The sequence below is a fragment of the Singulisphaera rosea genome (assembly GCF_054877945.1).
In genome coordinates, this window is the sequence record NZ_JBTYIP020000027.1 from 76,125 (window position 1) to 95,137 (window position 19,013).

The 19,013-nt window shown below is 65.2% G+C and carries 13 protein-coding genes and 1 riboswitch; of the genes, 7 read left to right on the top strand and 6 right to left on the bottom strand.

From position 1 onward, the window contains the following. Window positions 1–3: 3 nt before the first annotated feature. Window positions 4–2,808 carry a sigma-70 family RNA polymerase sigma factor gene (locus ACYOEI_RS31940; RefSeq protein WP_462853916.1) on the bottom strand — a complete coding sequence of 935 codons (2,805 nt, stop codon included), beginning with the start codon at window positions 2,806–2,808 and terminating at the stop codon, window positions 4–6. 221 nt (window positions 2,809–3,029) lie between these two features. Here ACYOEI_RS31940 and ACYOEI_RS31945 point away from each other — a divergent pair, with 221 nt between their 5' ends. Further along, window positions 3,030–4,028, top strand: coding sequence for an aldo/keto reductase (locus ACYOEI_RS31945; RefSeq protein ID WP_462853917.1), 999 nt, complete (start codon window positions 3,030–3,032; stop codon window positions 4,026–4,028). A gap of 378 nt (window positions 4,029–4,406) precedes the next feature. Here ACYOEI_RS31945 and ACYOEI_RS31950 read toward each other — a convergent pair whose 3' ends face one another. Beyond that, window positions 4,407–5,696, bottom strand: coding sequence for an aldo/keto reductase (locus ACYOEI_RS31950; RefSeq protein WP_462853919.1), 1,290 nt, complete (start codon window positions 5,694–5,696; stop codon window positions 4,407–4,409). A gap of 772 nt (window positions 5,697–6,468) precedes the next feature. On the opposite strand from ACYOEI_RS31950, the gene ACYOEI_RS31955 reads away from it, so the two are divergent. Further along, window positions 6,469–6,654: a hypothetical protein gene (locus ACYOEI_RS31955; RefSeq protein ID WP_462853992.1), complete on the top strand. Its 186-nt coding sequence runs from the start codon at window positions 6,469–6,471 to the stop codon at window positions 6,652–6,654. A 1,037-nt stretch (window positions 6,655–7,691) separates the two neighbouring features. Then, entirely contained in the window at window positions 7,692–8,693 is a 1,002-nt protein-coding gene (locus ACYOEI_RS31960; RefSeq protein ID WP_462853921.1) for an HD domain-containing phosphohydrolase, read from the top strand. Window positions 8,694–8,865: 172 nt separating this feature from the next. On the opposite strand, the gene ACYOEI_RS31965 is transcribed toward ACYOEI_RS31960, so the two are convergent. The 4 genes from ACYOEI_RS31965 to ACYOEI_RS31980 all read right to left on the bottom strand — a co-directional run bounded on the left by ACYOEI_RS31965 (window position 8,866) and on the right by ACYOEI_RS31980 (window position 13,442). Further along, window positions 8,866–11,097 carry a sigma-70 family RNA polymerase sigma factor gene (locus ACYOEI_RS31965; RefSeq protein ID WP_462853923.1) on the bottom strand — a complete coding sequence of 744 codons (2,232 nt, stop codon included), beginning with the start codon at window positions 11,095–11,097 and terminating at the stop codon, window positions 8,866–8,868. Window positions 11,098–11,228: 131 nt separating this feature from the next. Then, complete coding sequence (locus tag ACYOEI_RS31970; RefSeq protein ID WP_462853925.1) at window positions 11,229–12,143, bottom strand: hypothetical protein; 915 nt, start codon at window positions 12,141–12,143, stop codon at window positions 11,229–11,231. 40 nt (window positions 12,144–12,183) lie between these two features. Beyond that, on the bottom strand, window positions 12,184–12,363 hold the full coding sequence (locus ACYOEI_RS31975) for a hypothetical protein (RefSeq protein ID WP_462853927.1): 180 nt from the start codon (window positions 12,361–12,363) through the stop codon (window positions 12,184–12,186). A gap of 44 nt (window positions 12,364–12,407) precedes the next feature. Then, window positions 12,408–13,442, bottom strand: coding sequence for a DUF1559 domain-containing protein (locus ACYOEI_RS31980; protein ID WP_462853931.1), 1,035 nt, complete (start codon window positions 13,440–13,442; stop codon window positions 12,408–12,410). Between the two features lie 121 nt (window positions 13,443–13,563). Continuing rightward, window positions 13,564–13,763: riboswitch (cobalamin riboswitch) on the bottom strand. 34 nt (window positions 13,764–13,797) lie between these two features. On the opposite strand from ACYOEI_RS31980, the gene ACYOEI_RS31985 reads away from it, so the two are divergent. The 4 genes from ACYOEI_RS31985 (at window position 13,798) to ACYOEI_RS32000 (ending at window position 18,985) form a co-directional block, all read left to right on the top strand. Further along, window positions 13,798–14,082: a hypothetical protein gene (locus tag ACYOEI_RS31985; protein WP_462853933.1), complete on the top strand. Its 285-nt coding sequence runs from the start codon at window positions 13,798–13,800 to the stop codon at window positions 14,080–14,082. A 288-nt stretch (window positions 14,083–14,370) separates the two neighbouring features. After that, entirely contained in the window at window positions 14,371–16,632 is a 2,262-nt protein-coding gene (locus ACYOEI_RS31990; protein WP_462853935.1) for a cellulose binding domain-containing protein, read from the top strand. A 296-nt stretch (window positions 16,633–16,928) separates the two neighbouring features. Further along, window positions 16,929–18,080 carry an AAA family ATPase gene (locus ACYOEI_RS31995; RefSeq protein ID WP_462853936.1) on the top strand — a complete coding sequence of 384 codons (1,152 nt, stop codon included), beginning with the start codon at window positions 16,929–16,931 and terminating at the stop codon, window positions 18,078–18,080. A gap of 2 nt (window positions 18,081–18,082) precedes the next feature. Continuing rightward, on the top strand, window positions 18,083–18,985 hold the full coding sequence (locus ACYOEI_RS32000; RefSeq protein WP_462853938.1) for a hypothetical protein: 903 nt from the start codon (window positions 18,083–18,085) through the stop codon (window positions 18,983–18,985). Window positions 18,986–19,013 lie beyond the last annotated feature (28 nt).

Genomic DNA, 19,013 nt, shown 5'->3' on the forward strand with positions numbered 1-19,013 from the left:
GACTTACTTCCGTTCGGTCTCGGCCTCCTTAACGAGACGCTCGAGAAGCTCGTCGAACGACGTCTGATAGGGCTGGACGTCCGACTTGGAGCGAATAATGCCGCGATGGTCGAGGACGTAGAACGTCGGGTAGCCGTTGATGTTCCAGGCCCGGCAGATCGGGCCGCCGCCCTGAGAGCCTGGGCCGTCCCACCAGGATCGCCAGGTGATTTCGCCACGGGCGATGACCTCCCTCACGAGTTCGCGATGGTCATCGCTGTTGATGCCCAGGAGGGCGAACGGCCGGCCCTTCATCCGCTCGACCAGAGCACGCTCCTTGGGGTAGAGGTCGCGGCAGGCGCCGCAGAACTCGTGGCTTCCGAAGTTCAGGACGACGACCTTGCCGCGGTACTCGCCCAGGGTCATCGGCTTGCCCTCGACGTCTTCTCCCGCGATCTCGGGCGCGGGGCGGCCGACGCCGAGGCGGCGGATCTCGAGCAAATCCGCCCGGGCGGCCTCGCCCATCGTCCCGGTGTAGTTGCCCTTGGTCATGAGGCCGGAGAGGTCGCCGAACGCTTCGGCGACGCGTTCGAGCCGTGATTCGGCCTCACGCTCGAGCGCCTCGGCGTCGCTCGACCGGAGCCGCTTGACCGGCTCCGGGCCGAAGGTCCTCTCGAAGACGTCGGCCCACATCGTCGCCAACGGGTTGTTGAAGGTCCGCGCCATGTCGGCATCCCGCTTCAGCAAGCGAGCCAGGGCGAACGCGGCGTGGCCCTTCACGTCGCGCCGGGGGCTCCGCTCCTCGGCGCCCCGGAGCAAAGCCTCGGCCGCCGGCGACCCCGGGGCCTCGACCATCCGCTGGCAGAGCGCCGCCATGCGTTCATCGTCGAGGAAGTCGCGGATGAGCCACTTCGCGGCGGGCTCGGCCTCGGGCGCATAGGGGTTGGTCGTCAGGATCCAGTCCAGGGCCTCGAAGACGGAGGGATTCCTCGGGTAGTCGACCGCGGTCGCCAGCACCTTCGGTCCGAACTCCTCCCATTTCGGCCGCGACACGAGGAAGATCGCGAACCGCTCTTCGTTGGTCTTCCCCTTCTTCTCGGCCTGCTGGCCCTCCCATTTGGCCTTCTGGTAGGCATCTTTCAAGGCGGTGAACCGTTCTTCGGGCGCGACCGAGTGGCCCGGCGTTTGCCCGGCTCGCGCGGCGTCGGCGAGCGTTTCCCGGGTGACTCGGCCGTCGGGGCGGGCGTACGGGAGGTCGCCGTATTGCCCCTGGACCCGCGCGAACAAGGACCGCGACTCCCGCAAGAGGGCCCGGGGATCGTCCCGACGGAGCTGATCCAGGTATTCGCGTCCGTACATTTCCAGGAGAAAGCGATCCTGGCCGGGTTCGGCGGGAAGCTTACCGAGGGTCTCGACGAACTCCCCCTTCATCTTGAGGTATTCGGCGAAGGCGAGGCTCGCCTGCCCCTTCACCAGGCGGTTCGGGCTCGACTCCGCGACCTCGCGGAGGAACCGGTCGCGCAAGGGCGACGGATACCGCGTCATCCCCGCGCAGAGTCGACCGAGCTTCGGGTCGGCGAGGTGGTCTTTGACGAGTCGGTCCAGCGTCCGGCGAAACAAGGCGATTCGCGTCGGATACGAGTCATACCCGTTCGCCCCCCACTCCATGATCCGGCACAACGCCTCCATCGCCACCGGATCTTCGGGAGATTCTTCGGCGAGTGCGAGGAATTCGGGGAAATACTGCTCGAGCTCAACTTTCGTCCAGGCCAGGAACGCCTTGTTGCGTTCCTCGTTGCTCACGGCCTTCGCCTGGAGCTCCACGCCGGCCGCCTTCGCCTGTTCGTAGCGCTTCACCAACGCCTCGTAGCGTTCTCGAAGCGTGGGAGACGCGGGCGCGGCGGCGGCGAGGCGTTGGGCCTTTGCGTTCGGCAGGGGAGGCGCCGGTTCGTGCGTCACCGTATCCCGCCCACCGAGGCCCGACCCAAGGCCGACGGCCAGTATCACGAGGCCGCAGCCGAGGATCCACGCCGACGACGACCAGGAGACGACCCGGCCGGCCCTCTGGGCCAACCCGAGCACCGCCGCCGGGAGCGTGCCGGCGACGGCCCGGCCCGCGCCGAGTTGCACGGCCGCTCGAGCGGTCGTGTCGACGAGACCGACGGGGATTGTTTGCCCCTCTCGCCAGAGCGGGAAGAGGACGGCCGTCGGCGTCAGTCCGCGTCGGGTCAAGCGCGAGCGGAGCTCGTCCTTGCCCCGGGCCAGCCGGCTCTTCACCGTGCCGATCGGCCACCCGAGCTGACGCGCCGCCTCGTCGTGGGTCAGGCCCCCCAGGCCGCAGAGGATGAGCGGCGAGCGATATCGCTCGGGGAGCCGGCCCAGCTCCTCGTGGAGGGATGAGGCGAGGTCCTGGCGGTCGCCGGGCTCTTCGAGGATCGGCGAGGGTGCGTGTTCGGCATACTGCCGTTCGTGGCGTTCCAGGCGGGCCCGGGTCGAGCGGGCTTCCAGGGCGATCCGACGGGCCACGCCGTGGAGCCAACTCCCCAGGGAGTCCCGCCGTCGGATCGAGTCCGACCGTCGGGCCAGGACCAGGAACGTCGCCTGGAACGCGTCCTGGGCATCCTGGGTGTTCCCCAGGAGCGTCCGGCAGACGCGCAGGACCATCGGCCCGTGCCGCCCCACGAGCGCCGCGAAGGCGAGCTCGGCGGACTCGCCCCCGCGCTCCGCGAACCGCTCGAGCAGTTCCCCGTCCGACAGGGCCGCGGCCGTCCCCGACTCGAACAAGGTCCGGACGTCCTTCAATACGGCCGCACTCTGTTGATCTCGCATCCGTTTATGATCCCCGGAGGTCCACCCAGCGTCCATCCCTCGTGTAGTGGGACGCCGGCCCCCGTTTGGATCCAGGATTCGCCGAAGGTCCTTTCTCTCCCGCCCTGCCGCCGTTTACGCCCTCGAGCGGACGGCGGTATCATGAGCACCCTCGAACGGCCCGGCCTCGGTCCGGATCGACTTGCGTCGGCGTCCCGCCCCAACGTCCGGAGTGGTGTCTGATGGAAGGCTCGCGAATCCTCGGCAAGACGGGGCTCGTCGTCTCTCGGGTCGGGCTCGGGCTGGCGGCCCTGGGGAGGCCCGGCTACATCAACCTCGGCCACGACGCGGACTTCCGGGACGGGCGTGAGGTCTCCCTGATGGAGTCCAGGGCACACGAGGTCCTCGACGCGGCGTTCGAGGCGGGCGTGCGCTACTTCGACGCGGCGCGATCGTACGGCAATGCCGAGGCCTTCCTCGCGGGCTGGCTGAACGCCCGAGGGTTCGCGCCCGGCGAGGTGGCGGTGGGGTCGAAGTGGGGCTATACCTACACCGCCGACTGGGAAGTCGAGGCCGAGAGGCACGAGGTCAAAGACCACACGTTGCCGACCTTGCTCCGCCAGGCGGCCGAGAGCCTCGAGCTCCTCGGCCCTCGCCTCGGCCTCTACCAGATCCACTCCGCGACCCTCGAGAGCGGCGTGCTCGAGGACCGCGAGGTCCTCGAGGCGCTCGGCCGGCTCCGGGCCGAAGGGATCAAGGTGGGCCTCTCGGTCAGCGGTCCCCGCCAAGGGGAGACCATCCGACGGGCTCTCGACGTGGTCGTCGCGGGCGAGCCACTGTTCGACGCGGTGCAGGCGACCTGGAATATTCTCGAACCTTCGGCCGGCCCTGTCCTCGAAGCGGCCCACGCGGCGGGCCTGGGGGTCATCATCAAGGAAGCCCTGGCCAACGGCCGGCTGACGACCCGCAACCACGACCCAACCTTCGCCGCATCTCGCGAACGGCTCGAGCGGCTCGCGACGTCGAACGACACGACCCTCGACGCCATCGCGCTCGGCGCCGTTCTGGCCCGCCCCTGGGTCGACGTCGTCCTCAGCGGCGCGTCCACCGTCGAGCAGCTCCGCTCGAACCTCGCCGCCACCTCGGTCCGTTGGGAAGAGGCGGCCGAGGACGAAATCCGACTCTTTGCCGAGACCCCGGCCGACTACTGGAGCCGGCGGTCCCGGTTGCCCTGGAATTGAGGGAAGGATCGGAGCAGGACGAGACGAGGGTGGCCGGTCCGGAACGGAGCGACGCCCAGGGGTTCCTCCACGGCTCACGGTCTGGGCCTCCGCTCCGACCCGGCCACCCCGGTCTCAACTCCTCACGCACCGACTTTCGTCGTCAACAGACGCACGACACCGCACGGGCGTCCCCCCGGTAGGTGGGGCACTCTTGCCCCGCGGCCTTCGACTCGGCTGTCGCATCAAGAGCGGGGCAAGAGTGCCCCACCTACCGGGGGGATCATACGCCTCCAAATGGAGCCGTAAACACGGCCCCAACTTCTAGGACTTCTAGTGTAGGCGCAACACCATAAATTCATGTTCAAAATCGGACTGAAAGCCGGTCTGAGCCCGCGTTCAGGCCAGGTGCCGCTCGATCTCGGGGAGGAGCCCGGCGAAGTCGAGATTGTTAGGGCAAGCCGCCCGGGCGGCCTCGAGGTCGGCGCCCGTCCAGTCGCGGGCCTCGGGAGAGAGCGAGGCATATTGGCGACGCGCCTCGGTGCGGTCGCCGAGGCACTGGTGGTAGGTCAGGAACCGCGTGAGGTTGCCGAGCTCGGCCGAGGTACCCGCGGCGGCCGAGCATCGGCCGTCGCAGTCGGCGCAGAGCCTCGGGCCGTGGGCCAGGGCCGCGTCGCGGAGTTGGTCGACCTCCGCCGTCTTCAAGGGCTCGAAGCGTCGGGCGGCGTCGATGTTCTCGCGGAGTTGGTCGGTGTTCCTCATCGAGACGCATGAGGCGCTGATCCGCTCGTCGGTCCAGATCGCGTGCAAGAGCCCCTGGAACGGCGACAGCTTCTTCTCGGCGAGCATCGGCACTCGCTTGACGACTTCCTCGAGGATGTTCCCCTTGGACTTGTCGCCGAAGAACTGCCCGGCGACCTGCTTCATCGTGATCAGGCCGATCCCCTTCTGATGACAGGCGTCGAGCGCCTTGTTGAGCACCGAATCCTTGTCGAGCCAGGGGGTGTACTGGAGCATGATCGCGTCGACGATCCCGCCGTCGGCCGCGGCCTGAATGATCGGGCCTCGGTCTTTGTGGTGGGTCGAGAAGCCGATGAACTTGGCCTTGCCCGACTTCCGGATCGCCTCGGCCGTCTCCTTGAATTCCCGGCTCTTCACCAGGTTGATCGCCTCGTCGAGGGTGTGTTCGTCGCCGAGGCCGTGGATGAAAAAGAGGTCGATGTAGTCGGTCCCGAGGGCGGCGAGCCGCTTGTCGACCATCTCCATCATCTGGCCGGGAGAGCGGGGCGTGTCCTTGGTGACGAGGAAGATCTGCTTGCGCACCTCGGGCGACTGCTCGAACCACTTCCTGAGATTCGGCTCGGTCCCGTACACCTTGGCCGTGTCGAAGACACGGATGCCCCCGGCGAAGGCGAGCCGGAGGATGCGGTCGTAGCTCGGCCCCCGGACCGCCCCCTGATCGAGCATGGTGATGTCGACGCCGGTCTTGCCCAGCCGACGCTTCGGGAGCACCTCCGCCGGCTTGGCTGCGGCGTCCTGCGCCCCCGAGTGGCTCGACAGGCTCACGGCCGAGGCCGTCGCGAGCGCGCCGGCCTGGAGAAACGTGCGACGATCGGTACGGTTCGTCTCGTCGTGGGCCATCGCTCTCAACTCCTCGTCGGGCCAGTGGTGGGGATATCCCTTCGTCATGACCGTCTCGAACGCGATCCGCGCCCCCGAATCTTATCAGCGCCCTCTCCTCGGACGCGAGAGAATTGGGAGAGCCGCCCGGGCCTCGGCGCACGACGACAGAAGGGGCGGCCGCTCTCCCCACAGGTCCCGGCCCAGCCCGATACGACAGCCGTTCTCAATGGGGAGACGTATGTTGCTTCCAAAATTCTACGTTTACCGACGATTTCGTACGAGCCCTTCCGGCGCACCTTCGAACCCTCGCCATGATCGAGGAGCGAAGATCACCCCCATGTCGATCCCATGGCAGAGGCCTTGAATCGTCGAGAGGTCGATCGCGAGACGACGTTGCCTTGCAAACTCCCGGTAGAAACCGTCGAACGTGCCAAACTTCAGCAAAGTTCGGCCGCATGGGCCAACCTCGTCCCCTTGCAGAGGCGTTGGAAATTGACGCGTTGATGAAAGACCCATCTCGCCCGAAGGGCGGCACAATCCCCCGGAAAAATCGGGGAAATCTTGATTTTTCCACAACCGCCAGGGGATGATGTGTCTCACATCTCGAAGGGATTTCACGGACCACGGGCCCCGCCCCTGACTGACACTGTGACATTCGATCTTCACAGGAGCTTGCATCAGGAACGCGCAACACTTCTCTCATATCTGGGCCTTTTCTCACGCAAGGGGCGGGCGAACGGGACGGCATCCCAGGAGTTATTGTGTGTCGGCATGCGCGTTGCATATCTTACGAACGCGAACTTTGTCAAATAATAATGCTTTCTTGGGAGCACAACCATTGAGCAAGCCATCGACCCCTCCCAAACCGGGCCTTGCCGTCGAAGCCGATGGAGACAGGGCCGCCGCCCTTCGAGAACTCGAGGCCGCGATGGACGAGTATAAACGGACGAGCGGGCGCCTCTTCCCGACGTGGACCGAAGTCCTCGAGGTCCTGGGAAAGCTCGGATATCATAAGGCGGACTAAGCCCTTCTGTCGCGGCACCCAGGAAAACCCTCTCGAGCGTCCCCTGCAACGGGGGATGCCGCGGATTCTCCCCGGATCGACACATCATCTCGCTCCGATGCCACACGGGATGAATTCGATGTCTGAGGGACATGCGTAGCCTGGGCGAGTCAAAGGCTGCAGCCTCCCGGGCCAATCATTCCGCGACGATTCTGGTCGCGGCGGTTTCGATACACCGAACCTCGAAGACCAAGGGCTGCCTGGCAACACTCCGACACCTTTTTAAGCAGAACCACGACGGCCTCCGGGGCGTTTGCCACTCCGAGAAACGCCTTGAAAGGCTTTCTCCATGAGTGGCCGGGCCCTGAACGCGCTTCGAACACCATTGAGATGAGGGAGAAGTGAGGATGGACATCGAAGAATCAGGGCCCGACTTCCCACTGGGGAACGACAAAAGTCCTCCTCTCGAAAATAGACCATCGATTTTATTGTCACAAACCTAGGGGAACTCCGTATGACCCGGGCGAACGTCCGAATTCAGGCGGCCAGAACCCCGCAGTCGCCACGTGACACAGGGTCGCGTCCTTCCAGACAAACGACACGACCCGACGAACCCGGGAAAATCTGCCCTTGTCCGATTGCGCATACTGGGTAAAATAGGATAAAAATTTCAACTGCAGCGTCTCGCCAGAGAATTCGACCTCCACAAACCACTCGAAACAAATAGCCACCGGCATTAGTTTTGCCCGCCAAGCTTTCTTTAACTGGGAGAACGTCGGCCAACCCGCCCTCCGCAGATCATCGATGAGAGGGTCTTTGCGGGGCGAGGTGACGGGCCTTGTCTTCCTCCCTTGGACGGAGGGGCTTATCCCTATGTCCGAGGAATGCCGACGTTCCGTTTTGGGAATACGGAGGTAGGGGATGGGGTTCGCGAGCGAGGTGGAGTCACATCAGGAGATGCCCTCGGCCGGGCCTCGAGGCCGTTGAAGTCGATAGCGGCGGAGGACGCGGCGACTCAAGTGCCCCCTCCAAAGTCAACGTCTCAGGCGGGATCAGACATGGATATCCAGTCGTACTCCGGCCCCCAGGGCCGTCGGCTCGACACCCCCAGGCTCTTTCGTTCTGCCTTCGTGGCGACGATTTGCGTCGTCATGACCACGGCCCTCAAGCTCGCGACCGACTCCCTCCCGGGGCCGGAGAACCCTTGGCTCTTGTATCTCGTCGGCGTCATGGTCGCGGCCTGGTACGGCGGGTCGGACTCGGGGCTCATGGCAACGCCCCTCTCCGTCATCGCTTGTCTCACGACGGGGCTCCTTTGGGACGGACACTCCTGCGTCCAAACCGCGGGCGAAGGATTCAACCTGGCCCTCTTCCTGTTGGAAGGGATGCTGGTCAGCCACTTCGTGGGTTCGTCCCGAGCCACCCGCCAGGACCTCGAGGACGTGCGGATGGAGTTGGCCGGGGCCTACGACGCCTCGATCGAGGCGTGGGGCAAGATCCTCGACCTGCGTGATCGAGAGACCGAGGGGCACAGCCGTCGCGTCGCCGAGATGACCGTGAAGATCGCCCGCGAGTTGGGTGTCGGCGAGGACGACCTGGTGCACGTCCGGCGTGGGGCCCTCCTCCACGACATCGGGAAGATGGGGATCCCCGACGCCATCCTCCTCAAGCCGGGGCCGCTCACGGCCGGCGAGCGTGCGTCGATGCAGAGGCATCCCCGGCTCGCCAACGACTGGCTTGGGACGATCCCGTTCCTCAGCCCTGCCCTGGAAATCCCCTACTGCCACCACGAGCGCTGGGACGGCAACGGCTACCCGCAAGGCCTCCACGGGGAAGAAACCCCGCTGTCGGCGAGGATCTTCGCCGTGGTCGACATCTGGGACGCCCTCCGGTCGAACCGCCCCTACCGGGCGAGCTGGAGCGAGTCTCGGGTCCGAGAATACATCCAATCGCTGGCCGGCACCCACCTCGACCCCTCCATCGTCCCCACCTTCCTCGACCTGATCGGCGAGGAGGAGGGCACCGACTCCGACCTGGCGACCGCGGTCGAATCTAACTGACCTTTGCCATCGGGTCTCTATCCAACCGGCCGCCCTGGCCTCGCCGTCCCCATCCCTCCCCAAGGGAGACAACAACAATGGTCTCCCCCGCGTCACCGATGCGGGGACGGGAAGAGGCCCAGGCCACTGGAGGGGGTCGCGTGCCAGGATGAGGTCCCCCGACGACATCCGCTCACCTGGGTGGCGGGAGACGATCGGCGCCGTAAGAGACGTCGAGGATGGGGAGCTCGAACGCTGCGACGTCCGACCCCGGCACCTCGAACGTCAAGCGGACGACGCACCCCCCTGGGTCATTGCCTCCCGACTGTGGAAGCGGTGACGACGTCCGGAACGAGCAGCCTCGCGACCAGGTCCCGCGACCACCGACCGCCAGAAAGACGGGTTCGACCGACTGCTGGAAGAGGACCCACGTCGCAGGGTCGGCTTCACCCTGCTTCCGCAGCCGATCCCCCAACCGCTGGGTTGCGACGAGGACGGCCTTGCGGACCCTCTCCTCCGTGAGCAACGGGGCATATTCGGCCTGCCCCTCCTTCGAGAGCCGCCCCCTCAGGAGCCCGAGCGCCTCTTCCAAAGTCCTGGCCTCGAAGGCGTGGACTGTCCGACGGGAGTCGGACGGGGGTTGATTGTGGAGATGTTCATGGGCGTCGACGGTTTCCCCTCCGTTTCGCGTGATCATCGCCCGGAGCGAGTCGACATCAATCCGCTTGTCGACGTACTGGACGCGGCCGTCGGCGAACAGGACGGCGAAGCCGTCATGCAGCGGGGCGCCAAGTCGGGGGGGCGCCGAGTCGGGGGAACACGACAGTTCCTCGGGCTTGGTCCAGGGGACCGGGGTCTCGGCTTCCGCGACCATCATGGTCTTCGCGACGCCGTCGGTCAGCTCCTGGAAGCGGACCCCCCGCTCGTCCTCGAACGCAGCTCCTTTGCCGACGAGGGCCCGGTAGAACGTGGCATTCGCATCGGTCAACTCGCGGAGTTCCCTCTTCTTCTTTTCATATTCCGCCGACGCCATCTTACCCGTTTGGCGATGGTACCTTTCGATGGCGCGGCTCCGCTCGTCCTCCGTGCGTCGCATCGCGTCGACGTCCTGGCCGAAGGCGCGTCGGACCGCCGCGATCTCCCTGACGTCGGACCCCACCTTCATCGAAGGCCATCGGTAAGGCGCGGGCATCTTCGGCAGTAGGGCCTTGTTGTGCGGGCTATCCCAGGGCTCGTCGAGCCGGAATTGCTTGTAGAGGCCTTCCGACCCCTTCACACCCTCGCCCTCGAGCTCGAGGAACGGGAGGATGGCGACGCGCCAGCTCAGGAGGGGACGGCCGTTCTTATCGACGATCGCCGACGGGGGGAAATGACCGTTCGCGTCGTGGTAATTGTGCAGCGCGAGGCCGATACGCTTGAGGTTGACGCTCCGCCGCTTCCAATCGGCCTCGTCTTCGGCAGGATGAGGCGGCTCCGTGGCCACGTCCGCGGCCTCGGGCGGATCGGCCGGATCGTTCTGAACCAGTTGGGCACCCACCGCAACCGCGCCGGCGAGGGCCAGCAACGCGACCCCCGCGAGTTTGAGTTTGGCCAGGATCATGGTCCTCAGCACCCCTTCCGTCAACGCGGCCGAGGATGCGAAGGCACTCGCCTTCGCCGCCGTCGACCGGCTCCCCAGGAAATGAAGCGCGACCCGGACCGTGCGTCCCACAACCTCAGCCGAGACGTCTTTCGGAGTGAGAACCGTGAGGGGCAAGCCGATCGAAGGGACCAGGCCGAGGCGAGTGAGCCGGTCGCGGAGCCGCGACCGACCGCGATGCAGGCGGCTCTGGACCGTCCCCAGGGGGCATCGGAGCCGACGCGCCGCCTGCTCCTGGGTCAGGCCTTCGAGGTCGCAGAGCACCACCACCGCGCGTTGCCGGGCCGGCAGCCGCGCGATCTCCTCGTCAATCGCCGCCCCGAGCTCGGCCCCCTCGAGCCGGTCGACCGCCGGAGTTGGGTCGGCCGGATCGACCTCCCCAAGCCCCCGCGCCCGCCCTCGATCGGCCGCCGCGACGGCCCTCGCGCGCCTCGCGACCTTCACCCCGACCCCGTGCAGCCAGGGGCCGAGCGAGCCGTCGAACCGCACCGATCCCGCCTTGAGCGCCAGGATCAGGAACGTCGCCTGGAAGGCGTCGTCGGCCGTGTGCAGGTCGCCCACGATCCGACGGCAGACCCCCCGGACCATCGGCCCGTACCGAGTCACCAGCCCCGAGAAGGCCAGCTCGGCAGAGGAGTCGGAGGTGGACGCCTCCCGACTCCGCCGCCTGCGTCGGCCCGAGACGAATCGGTCGAGGAGCTCCGCGTCAGACTCGCCCCCCACCGCCCCGACCCCGAAGAGGATCGACAGGTCATCCTCGACCCTACCCCGACGCACCATCGTCATGACCTCGGCCCTCGCGTGGATCGCCCGTGTCGCTCCCTCTTATGCGCGAATCGGGGACCACTATTCCATCATTCACGGAAATCGCTCCGTGAGAAGGGCTTCCGCGAACCGAGGGGCGTGCGACGATCGGCCTACCGGGCGAGGACGTCGTGCATCCCGACCGCGACCATGACCGTGGCGATCAGGCTGATCACCACGACGAGCGCCCCGAGCCGACGCAACGACTTCATCTGCCACCACATCAGCATCCCCGAAACACCCCAGAAAACCATGCCGACCGCCATCGCATCGACAATCAACGCCCAGACCCAACGGACGTCGAGCCGCGAGGGATACCGGCAGGCCAGGTGCAGGCCGGTCAGGAACCTTCGCGTCGAGAGGTCCGACCCCAAAGGCCGGACGGCCAGGGCCTGGGTCTGGAGGTGGTACGCCACGCGCCAGGCGCCGTGATCGTCCTCGGCCGCAAAAATCAGCTCGGGGGCCGTGCGGACCTTCACATCCTGAGATGACCGGCCCCACTTCGCTAGGATCGAGGCGACCGCATCCCTGGCCGTCGCCGCGGGCGCCTGCCCGAGGTCGACCACGTCCCGCGACCAGCCGGGCTCCTCATCCTTCGAGATCGGGGCCGAGCGGACCGTGCCGACCCGACCCTCCAACTCGACGAACACGACCTGTTCGTCGCGGGCCGTCCGGGCGGTGAGGGCCAGGTCGCGCGAATACGCCGGCGTCTGGGCCGAGGACAGCCGGACCCGGGACGAGCCCTTGGCATTGAGCGCCTCGACCACTCGAGACGCCATAGCCTCGGCCGAGGGGAACGACCCGAGCGGGGTGCCGGCCGCATCCCCCTCGGTGATGAGTTGGACCGACCGGTCGGAGAACCAGTCGGGGTGGTTGAACAGGAACGCCGTCGCCCCGTAGAGGAGCACGAACGGCGTCAGGGACAATCCTGCGTACATGTGCGCACGCCGAAGGATTTTCATCGCCGCGTTGTACCGGACGCGGGAGCGAGGGCGCGGAGCCCTCGCCGGCGAGGATTCGGTCGTCATCTCGGCCGTCCTGTGATCGTTGGTGGTCGCGAGTGGGACGTCAGCGTTCCTCGAGGTCGCCCTTGCGGAATTCCCGGGGCTTTTCGGGGGACGAGACGGCGGGATCGGCCCTTTTCTTCAGGTCGATGGTCCCTGAGTCGTCCTGTCCGCAGCCGGCGGCCGCGAACGGGACGACGAGGAAGACGAAGGCGAGCGCTCGGCGTAGGGGTGAAGACGCCATGGCAGGGGACAGCTCCGAGGGGCGTTGGGGAGGGATGATCAGGCTCAATACGCGTCCGCGCTAATGACCTCGCCGCCCGCCCTCGTCGAGAGGGCCTGATACACCCCGAATCGCGACCCGCTCGCCGCCGAGTAGACGTTGGCCGTCGCGTCGTACGACACCCCGGCCGCCGAGATCGTCGCCGGGTTGATCGACCAGGAGTCGATCGTGTCCTTGAGGAACCGCACCGAGCCGTCCACGAACGCGAAGTTCGCCCCGCCCGGGTGCAGACTGGAGGCGTTCGCGACGTAGCGCGCGCCGAGGATGCCCACCGGCTTCTTATGAGCGTTGATGGGGTAATAGGTCTCGAACATGGAGTCGTACCAGTAGCCGGAGTTCCAGAACTGGTTGACGACCTGGTCGGCGGGCGTGAGCAGCGAGTGGCCGCGTTCGCCGATCGAGATCGTGCTGCTGGTCCCGTCGGTGATGTCGCCGATCCGCGTCGCGCCGTACATATAAATGGTGCCGTTCATGTTGCCGACCTGCTGCGCGAAGTTGGCGGCCGTCAGCTTCGGCCGGACGTCCCAGGTCCCCGTGCAGCCGGCGTAGCTGGTGAAGGCCTGCATCCAGGTCGTCCCGGCCGGCGGCGCCTGGTAGATGGTCGCGGAGAGGGGCTGCTTCCGGGACGCGGAGGGGTCGCTCGGGCAGGCGAAGGCGGAGATCCCGACCCCCGCGATCGTCAAATTCGCCGGATTCTTATACGAGAGATTGAAATTGACGAGGTTGTAGGCGGGCTGCTGCTCGAGGAACGGCAGGATCATCACGAACAGGCTGAACCCATCGGCCGTCTTCCCCGGCCCGGTGCCCGAGGCGGCCCAGAACGAGCCGGGTGGGAGCGTGCCCGTGGCCGACTCGTAGTTCGAGATCGCCAGGCCCATCTGCTTCAGGTTGTTCGTGCATTGCGCCCGTCGGGCGGCCTCACGCGCGGCCTGGACGGCCGGGAGCAACAGCGCGATCAGCACGGCGATGATCGCGATCACCACCAGCAGTTCGATCAGGGTAAAACCAGGACGGCGGCTTGAGCGGAGACGTGCAGACATGAGCGCAGACCTTCCTGCCGGGTCGGGCGTGGAGGGAGCTTCCGCTTCGGCCCCTCCGGCGCATGGCCCATTGGCAGACGGTCTGCGAACGGCCCGCCCGGATGCTCGTGGCCGAAGCATCCAAACAGCAACTCGACGGGCAGGTCTTCTGGCTCTCGGCATCGAACGGCATCCGGACGGCCTTCCCACCTTGCGGCAGTGGCACAAATGTCCGGAAGCCTAGCCGATCACAGCGGCGGCCCCGCGACGGATTCTCACCGTCTTCCCTATTATCCCCCACCCCGCATCCGGGTCGGAGGCACCTGTCGAGGACGGGCATTAGACCCCACCCCTCTCCGCCGGGTCAAGGGGTTTGATGAGTGAGACGCGCTTAACCCTGGTCCACGGATTCGTCACGCCGACGCGACGGACGATTGGAAATGCGCCTTGGAGTCGTGGTGGACCGTTCGGAGTGATCGCGGGAATCGTCAAGGCCAATGACGTCTCTCAGCCTGTCGTGCGGCAGATCACCTCAAATTTACCGCCGAACGAGCCAAACCAAGCACAAAATCCACACAATGATGCATCCAATCACCGGGCGGCGTCGCAAATAATACACATCATCGCCAACCGTCGATTTTTGGCCTATGACTACCAATGATTGATCGCTTGGGCGTGGGAACGGCCGCAACGGCCTTTCGACGCGCCGGCAGAGAGAAAGACGTCTTCATTTCTTTGATTTCAAATCATTTTAGTTTTTACATGTAAATTTTAGTTCATTATGACGCGTCCGGATGAGGAGGGGTGAGCCGGCCTGTGCCGGTTCGCCTCTCCGGCGAAGATGGGGAATCGCCCCCGACTACCACCCGTCACTTTCACCTCGAGAGTCCCGACGATGAACATCTCCGACTTTTCCGGCAGGGTCGAGCCTCGGCAGGACCGCCGTCGAATGAGGCCCGCGAGCGAGGCGCTCGAGGTTCGTCGGGTCCCGGCGGGGACGACCGCGAGCTTCAGCGTGGCGCAGGATTGGGGCACGGGCTTCCAGGCGTCGATCAACCTGGCGAATTCGCAGGCGACGAGCGTCAATAACTGGGTGTTGCAGTTCGACTACTCGGCGTCGATCGACTCGATCTGGAACGCCTCGATCGTCAGCCACGTGGGCAACCACTACGTGATCCAAGGGGCGGACTGGAACAACACGATCCCCGCGAACGGTAGCGTCTCCTTCGGTTTCAACGGGAGTCCCGGGCACACCACCGCCGCCCCCACCAACTACCTCCTGAACGGCGCATCGATGGGCGGCGGAGGGGGCGGGGGCGGGACGACCACGCTTCCGACACTCTCCATCGGCAACGTCACGGCCGCCGAGCCGAGCAGCGGCAGCACGCCTTTCGCGTTCAAGGTCAGCCTGTCGGCCCCCTCGACGAGTTCGGTGACGGTCCATTACGCGACGGCCGACGGCACCGCCAAGGCCGGCTCCGACTACCAGGCGACCAGCGGCACGCTCACCTTCGCCCCCGGCGAGACGAGCAAGACCGTCTCCGTGTCGGTCCTCGCGGATAAGGTCGTCGAGGCGAACGAGACGTTCGCCGTCGTCCTCTCGAGCCCCGCCGGCGCGACCCTCGGGACCGCAAAGGGGACCGGCACGATCCAGGACACCGCCCCACCCTCGACCAGCGGCGACGCGAGCTTCCTCGTGACCAGCGACTGGGGGAGCGGCTTCAACGGACTTGTCACGATCAAGAACAGCGGCACGAAGGCCTGGACGAACTGGACGCTCGGGTTCGACTTCGCCGGCCAGATCTCATCGATCTGGGACGGGGCGGTCGTCAGCCATGTCGGCGATCACTACGTGGTCCAGAACGCCAGTTACAACGGCGCCGTGGCCGCCGGGGCGTCGGTCAGCTTCGGGTTCGGCGGGAGCCCCGGGAATGTGACGGTCGGGCCCACCAACTTCGTCGTCAACGGTGCGGGGCCGGGCAACCAGGCCCCCGTGGCCGCCAACGACACCGCCTGGACGGCCCCCGGCAAGGCCGTGACGATCGCCGTCTTGGCCAACGACTCGGATCCCAACGGCGACCCGCTGACCGTTACCTCGGCCGCGCAAGGCAAGCACGGCGCCGTGGCCCTGAACCGCGACGGGACGGTCACGTATACCCCGGCCTCGGGCTTCACGGGGACCGACTCCTTCGCCTACACCATCAGCGACGGCCGGGGCGGGACCGCGACCGCCACCGTCACCCTCGGCGTCTCGACCCAATCCTGGCCGGCCCACGTCTACGCACCTTATGTCGATATGGGCCTGTATCCGACCTACAACCTCGTCGCGACGGCCCAGAACCAGGGGGTCAAGTACTTCAACCTCGGCTTCGTCGTCGCCGACGCGAACAACAAGCCGAGCTGGGGCGGCTACACCGACTACGAGATCAGCGGCACCCCCTTCGACCAGGCCTTGCGGTCGCAGGTCAACAGCCTTCGGGGGCTCGGGGGCGACGTCGCCGTCTCGTTCGGAGGCGCGTCCAACAACGAGCTGGCGGTGGCGATCACCGACGTGAAGGCCTTGCAGAACGCCTACCAATCCGTGATCACCGCATATGGCCTGACCCGAGTCGATTTCGACATCGAGGGGGCGGCCGTCAACGACCGCGCGTCGATCGATCGCCGATCACAGGCATTGGCGGCCTTGCAGAAGACCGCCGTCGCGTCGGGACAGCCGCTCCAGGTCTGGTTCACCCTCCCCGTCCTGCCGACCGGCCTCACCGCGGACGGGCTCTACGTCCTCCAGTCCGCGCTCAAGTACGGCGTGACGATCTCCGGCGTCAACGTCATGGCGATGGACTATGGCAACTCCGCGGCCCCTAACCCGCAAGGACACATGGGCGACTACGCCATCCAGGCCGCCACCTCGACATTCAATCAACTCAAGACCCTTTACGGCACGACCAAGACCGACGCCCAACTCTGGGGGATGGTCGGCGTGACGCCGATGATCGGCCTGAACGACAACACCGACGAGGTCTTCGACCAGGCCGCCGCCCGCCAACTCCTCGCGTTCGCCCAGCAGAAAGGCCTCGGCGAGATCGGCATCTGGTCGCTCAACCGGGACCAGCAGAACGCGAACGGAGCCCTGACCTACGTCGACCTCACGTCGAGCAGCATCTCGCAGAAATCTTACGAGTTCACCTCAATTTTTAGGCCGTTCACATCCTGAGAGGCTTTGGCTCTCGCGCAGCCCTCGAACGTACACGGTATTCGTCTCGAAACCCGATTTTTCCTGAGAAACCGGGTTTCTGATATCCTCGACGCGGATTTTCAAACGGTCAAGCCGATACCGCCGACCCCAGAACGCTTTGCGGCAAGAACCCAAGAGGTTGTGTACAATCACCTCAGAATGGCCTTCCGTCTTCGTCGATCATCGGAGGCACAACGGCCTGAACACAGCTCCTGGCATCGTTGTCCGGAATCGGGATGCATGCTCCAAATGAATTTGGATCGCGTGGGTGCACCATGAAGTTGCGACGAGTCCGCATCGAGAATTTCCGGCAGATACGGTACTGGGAGCACGAATTCACGGACTCTCTGCAGAGGGTCCGTGACGTGACACTCTTGGTTGGGCCAAACGCCAGCGGCAAGACATCGATCCTGGACGCGATCGCCGCAGCCATCAACCCTTTGACGCGAATCAATGCGATTCGACCAGGCCTGGAGATGTCGCTCAAGAGGATCGTCCGGCACGGCGCGACGTTCGCGAGTGTGGAAGCAGAGGTCGAATTTTCCCAGGAGGAGGTTGACACCGCGCTGGCCATCTTAGGCATGATGGAGACCAAATTGAAGGGAGAGGAGGACTCCATTCGGGAATCGAGACTCGTCTCGTTCTCCTGGACATTTCCCGACCCGTCAGGGATGCACGCGCATGGCCGGACCGAATGCCGGCCGCGTGACGGTTGGTCGATCTTCCGCTCACGAAGCCGGGTCGCACAATTGCTGGCAACGCAACGCTTGCGAAGGCCAAACCTGCTGGAATCCGCCGGAGCTGTGTTCACCTTCGACCAGCACCGATCCCTGTTCGGACGCCTCATCCCTCGCGCGATCTGGGACGTCCTGGCGAACAGCGGAAGCCTGCCTGGACTCCCCCCCACACTGCCGGTTGAATCCCTGTCGGAGCCGGACCGACGAACGACCGACCCTCGCCTGCTGCTGCTCTCGATGGCAATCCAAGAACTCCTCCCTCCCAGATCGACGATAGGACAGACGGAGTCGTCGGATTTCGAACGAGTCCGCGAGGCCTATGCTCGAATCTGCCACCCACATTCGATTCGGGGTGCCGTGCGAGACGACCTCGAGAGATTCGACATCGAATTCTCCAATGGCCCGACACCCTACGGATACGACGACCTCAGCAGCGGCGAGCAGATGGTCCTGCTCATCCTCATCCGGATGGCCTCGGAGCGCATCCACCGATCCATCCTGCTGCTCGACGAGGTCGAACTCCACCAGCATCCCATCTGGCAAAGGCGTCTCCTGGACAACCTCCGACAAGTTGGCGTGGACAATCAGGTCATCGCGACGACGCACTCGGCCTACCTTCGCGACGTGCTTCCTTCATCGAGTGTCATTACATTAGGAGACATCGAACATAAAGATCGAAGGGGCGTCTGACGATGGCACAAGTCTACCTGGTATGTGAGGGGGAACGAAACAGTCTTGACGTCCGCCTACTCGACGCCGTCCTCGCCCAGTATTACAAACTGCCGATCGTGATCGAGCCCGCCGGTGGCGGCAGCAACCCGCGTATTGTTCGCAGATGGCTCGAGCGCCGGGTATCTGGAGATATCGCCTTCCTGATTCACGACCGCGATTATGAACCTCTTGCCGAGATCGACGCAGGCTGGCAGGATCCGGACGAGCGGTCTCTCTTCTGGCGATCTCATGAAATCGAAAACCACCTATTACAACCATGGCTCATTCATGGCCTATTCGAAAATTACAGGGGGACGATCAATAAACCTTGGGTGGCTGATCTACCAGCAGATCAAGGCGCGATCGACACAGCCCTTCGGGTGCTCTCTCCTCGCTTGTTCATCGACCACATCGGGCGGACCCTCTGTAGGCAACTGCGACAGCACAAGACATCGCTAGGAGCCACCGAGTTAAATGTCCCCGCCGGGATCGATCCGTTGGCCAGCACAGTTGCGGAGTGGCAAGCAGGAATCCAGGGCCAAATCGCGCAGATGCATGCAACTTGCAACGCCGTCATCAACTCCCCTGAATTCCAAGTCGCCGAGATCACGGACCGTTGGGCTGGGATCGAACAAACGATCCAAGCACCGGCCTTCCTAACTTCCGGTGAATATCTTCGCGACCTGAAAGGGAAAAGGCTACTCGATCTCTTCTGGAATTACCTCCATAACACATGCCAATATCCGGCAACGAAAGACGATTTGGCCAACGATCTTATTGCCACGACCCGGCGAGACTACCACACCTCTCCCGCCCATTCATTCGCTGATTTCGACTCACTTAACCTGCGACTTAGGGCGGCCTGTGGCCTTTACAGCGGTTAACGCAGGCATATCGCACGAGATGAACGGT

Coding starts and splice junctions, on each gene's coding strand:
- ACYOEI_RS31940 (WP_462853916.1), bottom strand. CDS start 2,808: ATGCGAGATCAACAGAGTGCGGCCGTATTGAAGGACGTCCGGACCTTG.
- ACYOEI_RS31945 (WP_462853917.1), top strand. CDS start 3,030: ATGGAAGGCTCGCGAATCCTCGGCAAGACGGGGCTCGTCGTCTCTCGG.
- ACYOEI_RS31950 (WP_462853919.1), bottom strand. CDS start 5,696: ATGACGAAGGGATATCCCCACCACTGGCCCGACGAGGAGTTGAGAGCG.
- ACYOEI_RS31960 (WP_462853921.1), top strand. CDS start 7,692: ATGGATATCCAGTCGTACTCCGGCCCCCAGGGCCGTCGGCTCGACACC.
- ACYOEI_RS31965 (WP_462853923.1), bottom strand. CDS start 11,097: ATGACGATGGTGCGTCGGGGTAGGGTCGAGGATGACCTGTCGATCCTC.
- ACYOEI_RS31970 (WP_462853925.1), bottom strand. CDS start 12,143: ATGACGACCGAATCCTCGCCGGCGAGGGCTCCGCGCCCTCGCTCCCGC.
- ACYOEI_RS31975 (WP_462853927.1), bottom strand. CDS start 12,363: ATGGCGTCTTCACCCCTACGCCGAGCGCTCGCCTTCGTCTTCCTCGTC.
- ACYOEI_RS31980 (WP_462853931.1), bottom strand. CDS start 13,442: ATGTCTGCACGTCTCCGCTCAAGCCGCCGTCCTGGTTTTACCCTGATC.
- ACYOEI_RS31985 (WP_462853933.1), top strand. CDS start 13,798: ATGAGTGAGACGCGCTTAACCCTGGTCCACGGATTCGTCACGCCGACG.
- ACYOEI_RS31990 (WP_462853935.1), top strand. CDS start 14,371: ATGAGGCCCGCGAGCGAGGCGCTCGAGGTTCGTCGGGTCCCGGCGGGG.
- ACYOEI_RS31995 (WP_462853936.1), top strand. CDS start 16,929: ATGAAGTTGCGACGAGTCCGCATCGAGAATTTCCGGCAGATACGGTAC.
- ACYOEI_RS32000 (WP_462853938.1), top strand. CDS start 18,083: ATGGCACAAGTCTACCTGGTATGTGAGGGGGAACGAAACAGTCTTGAC.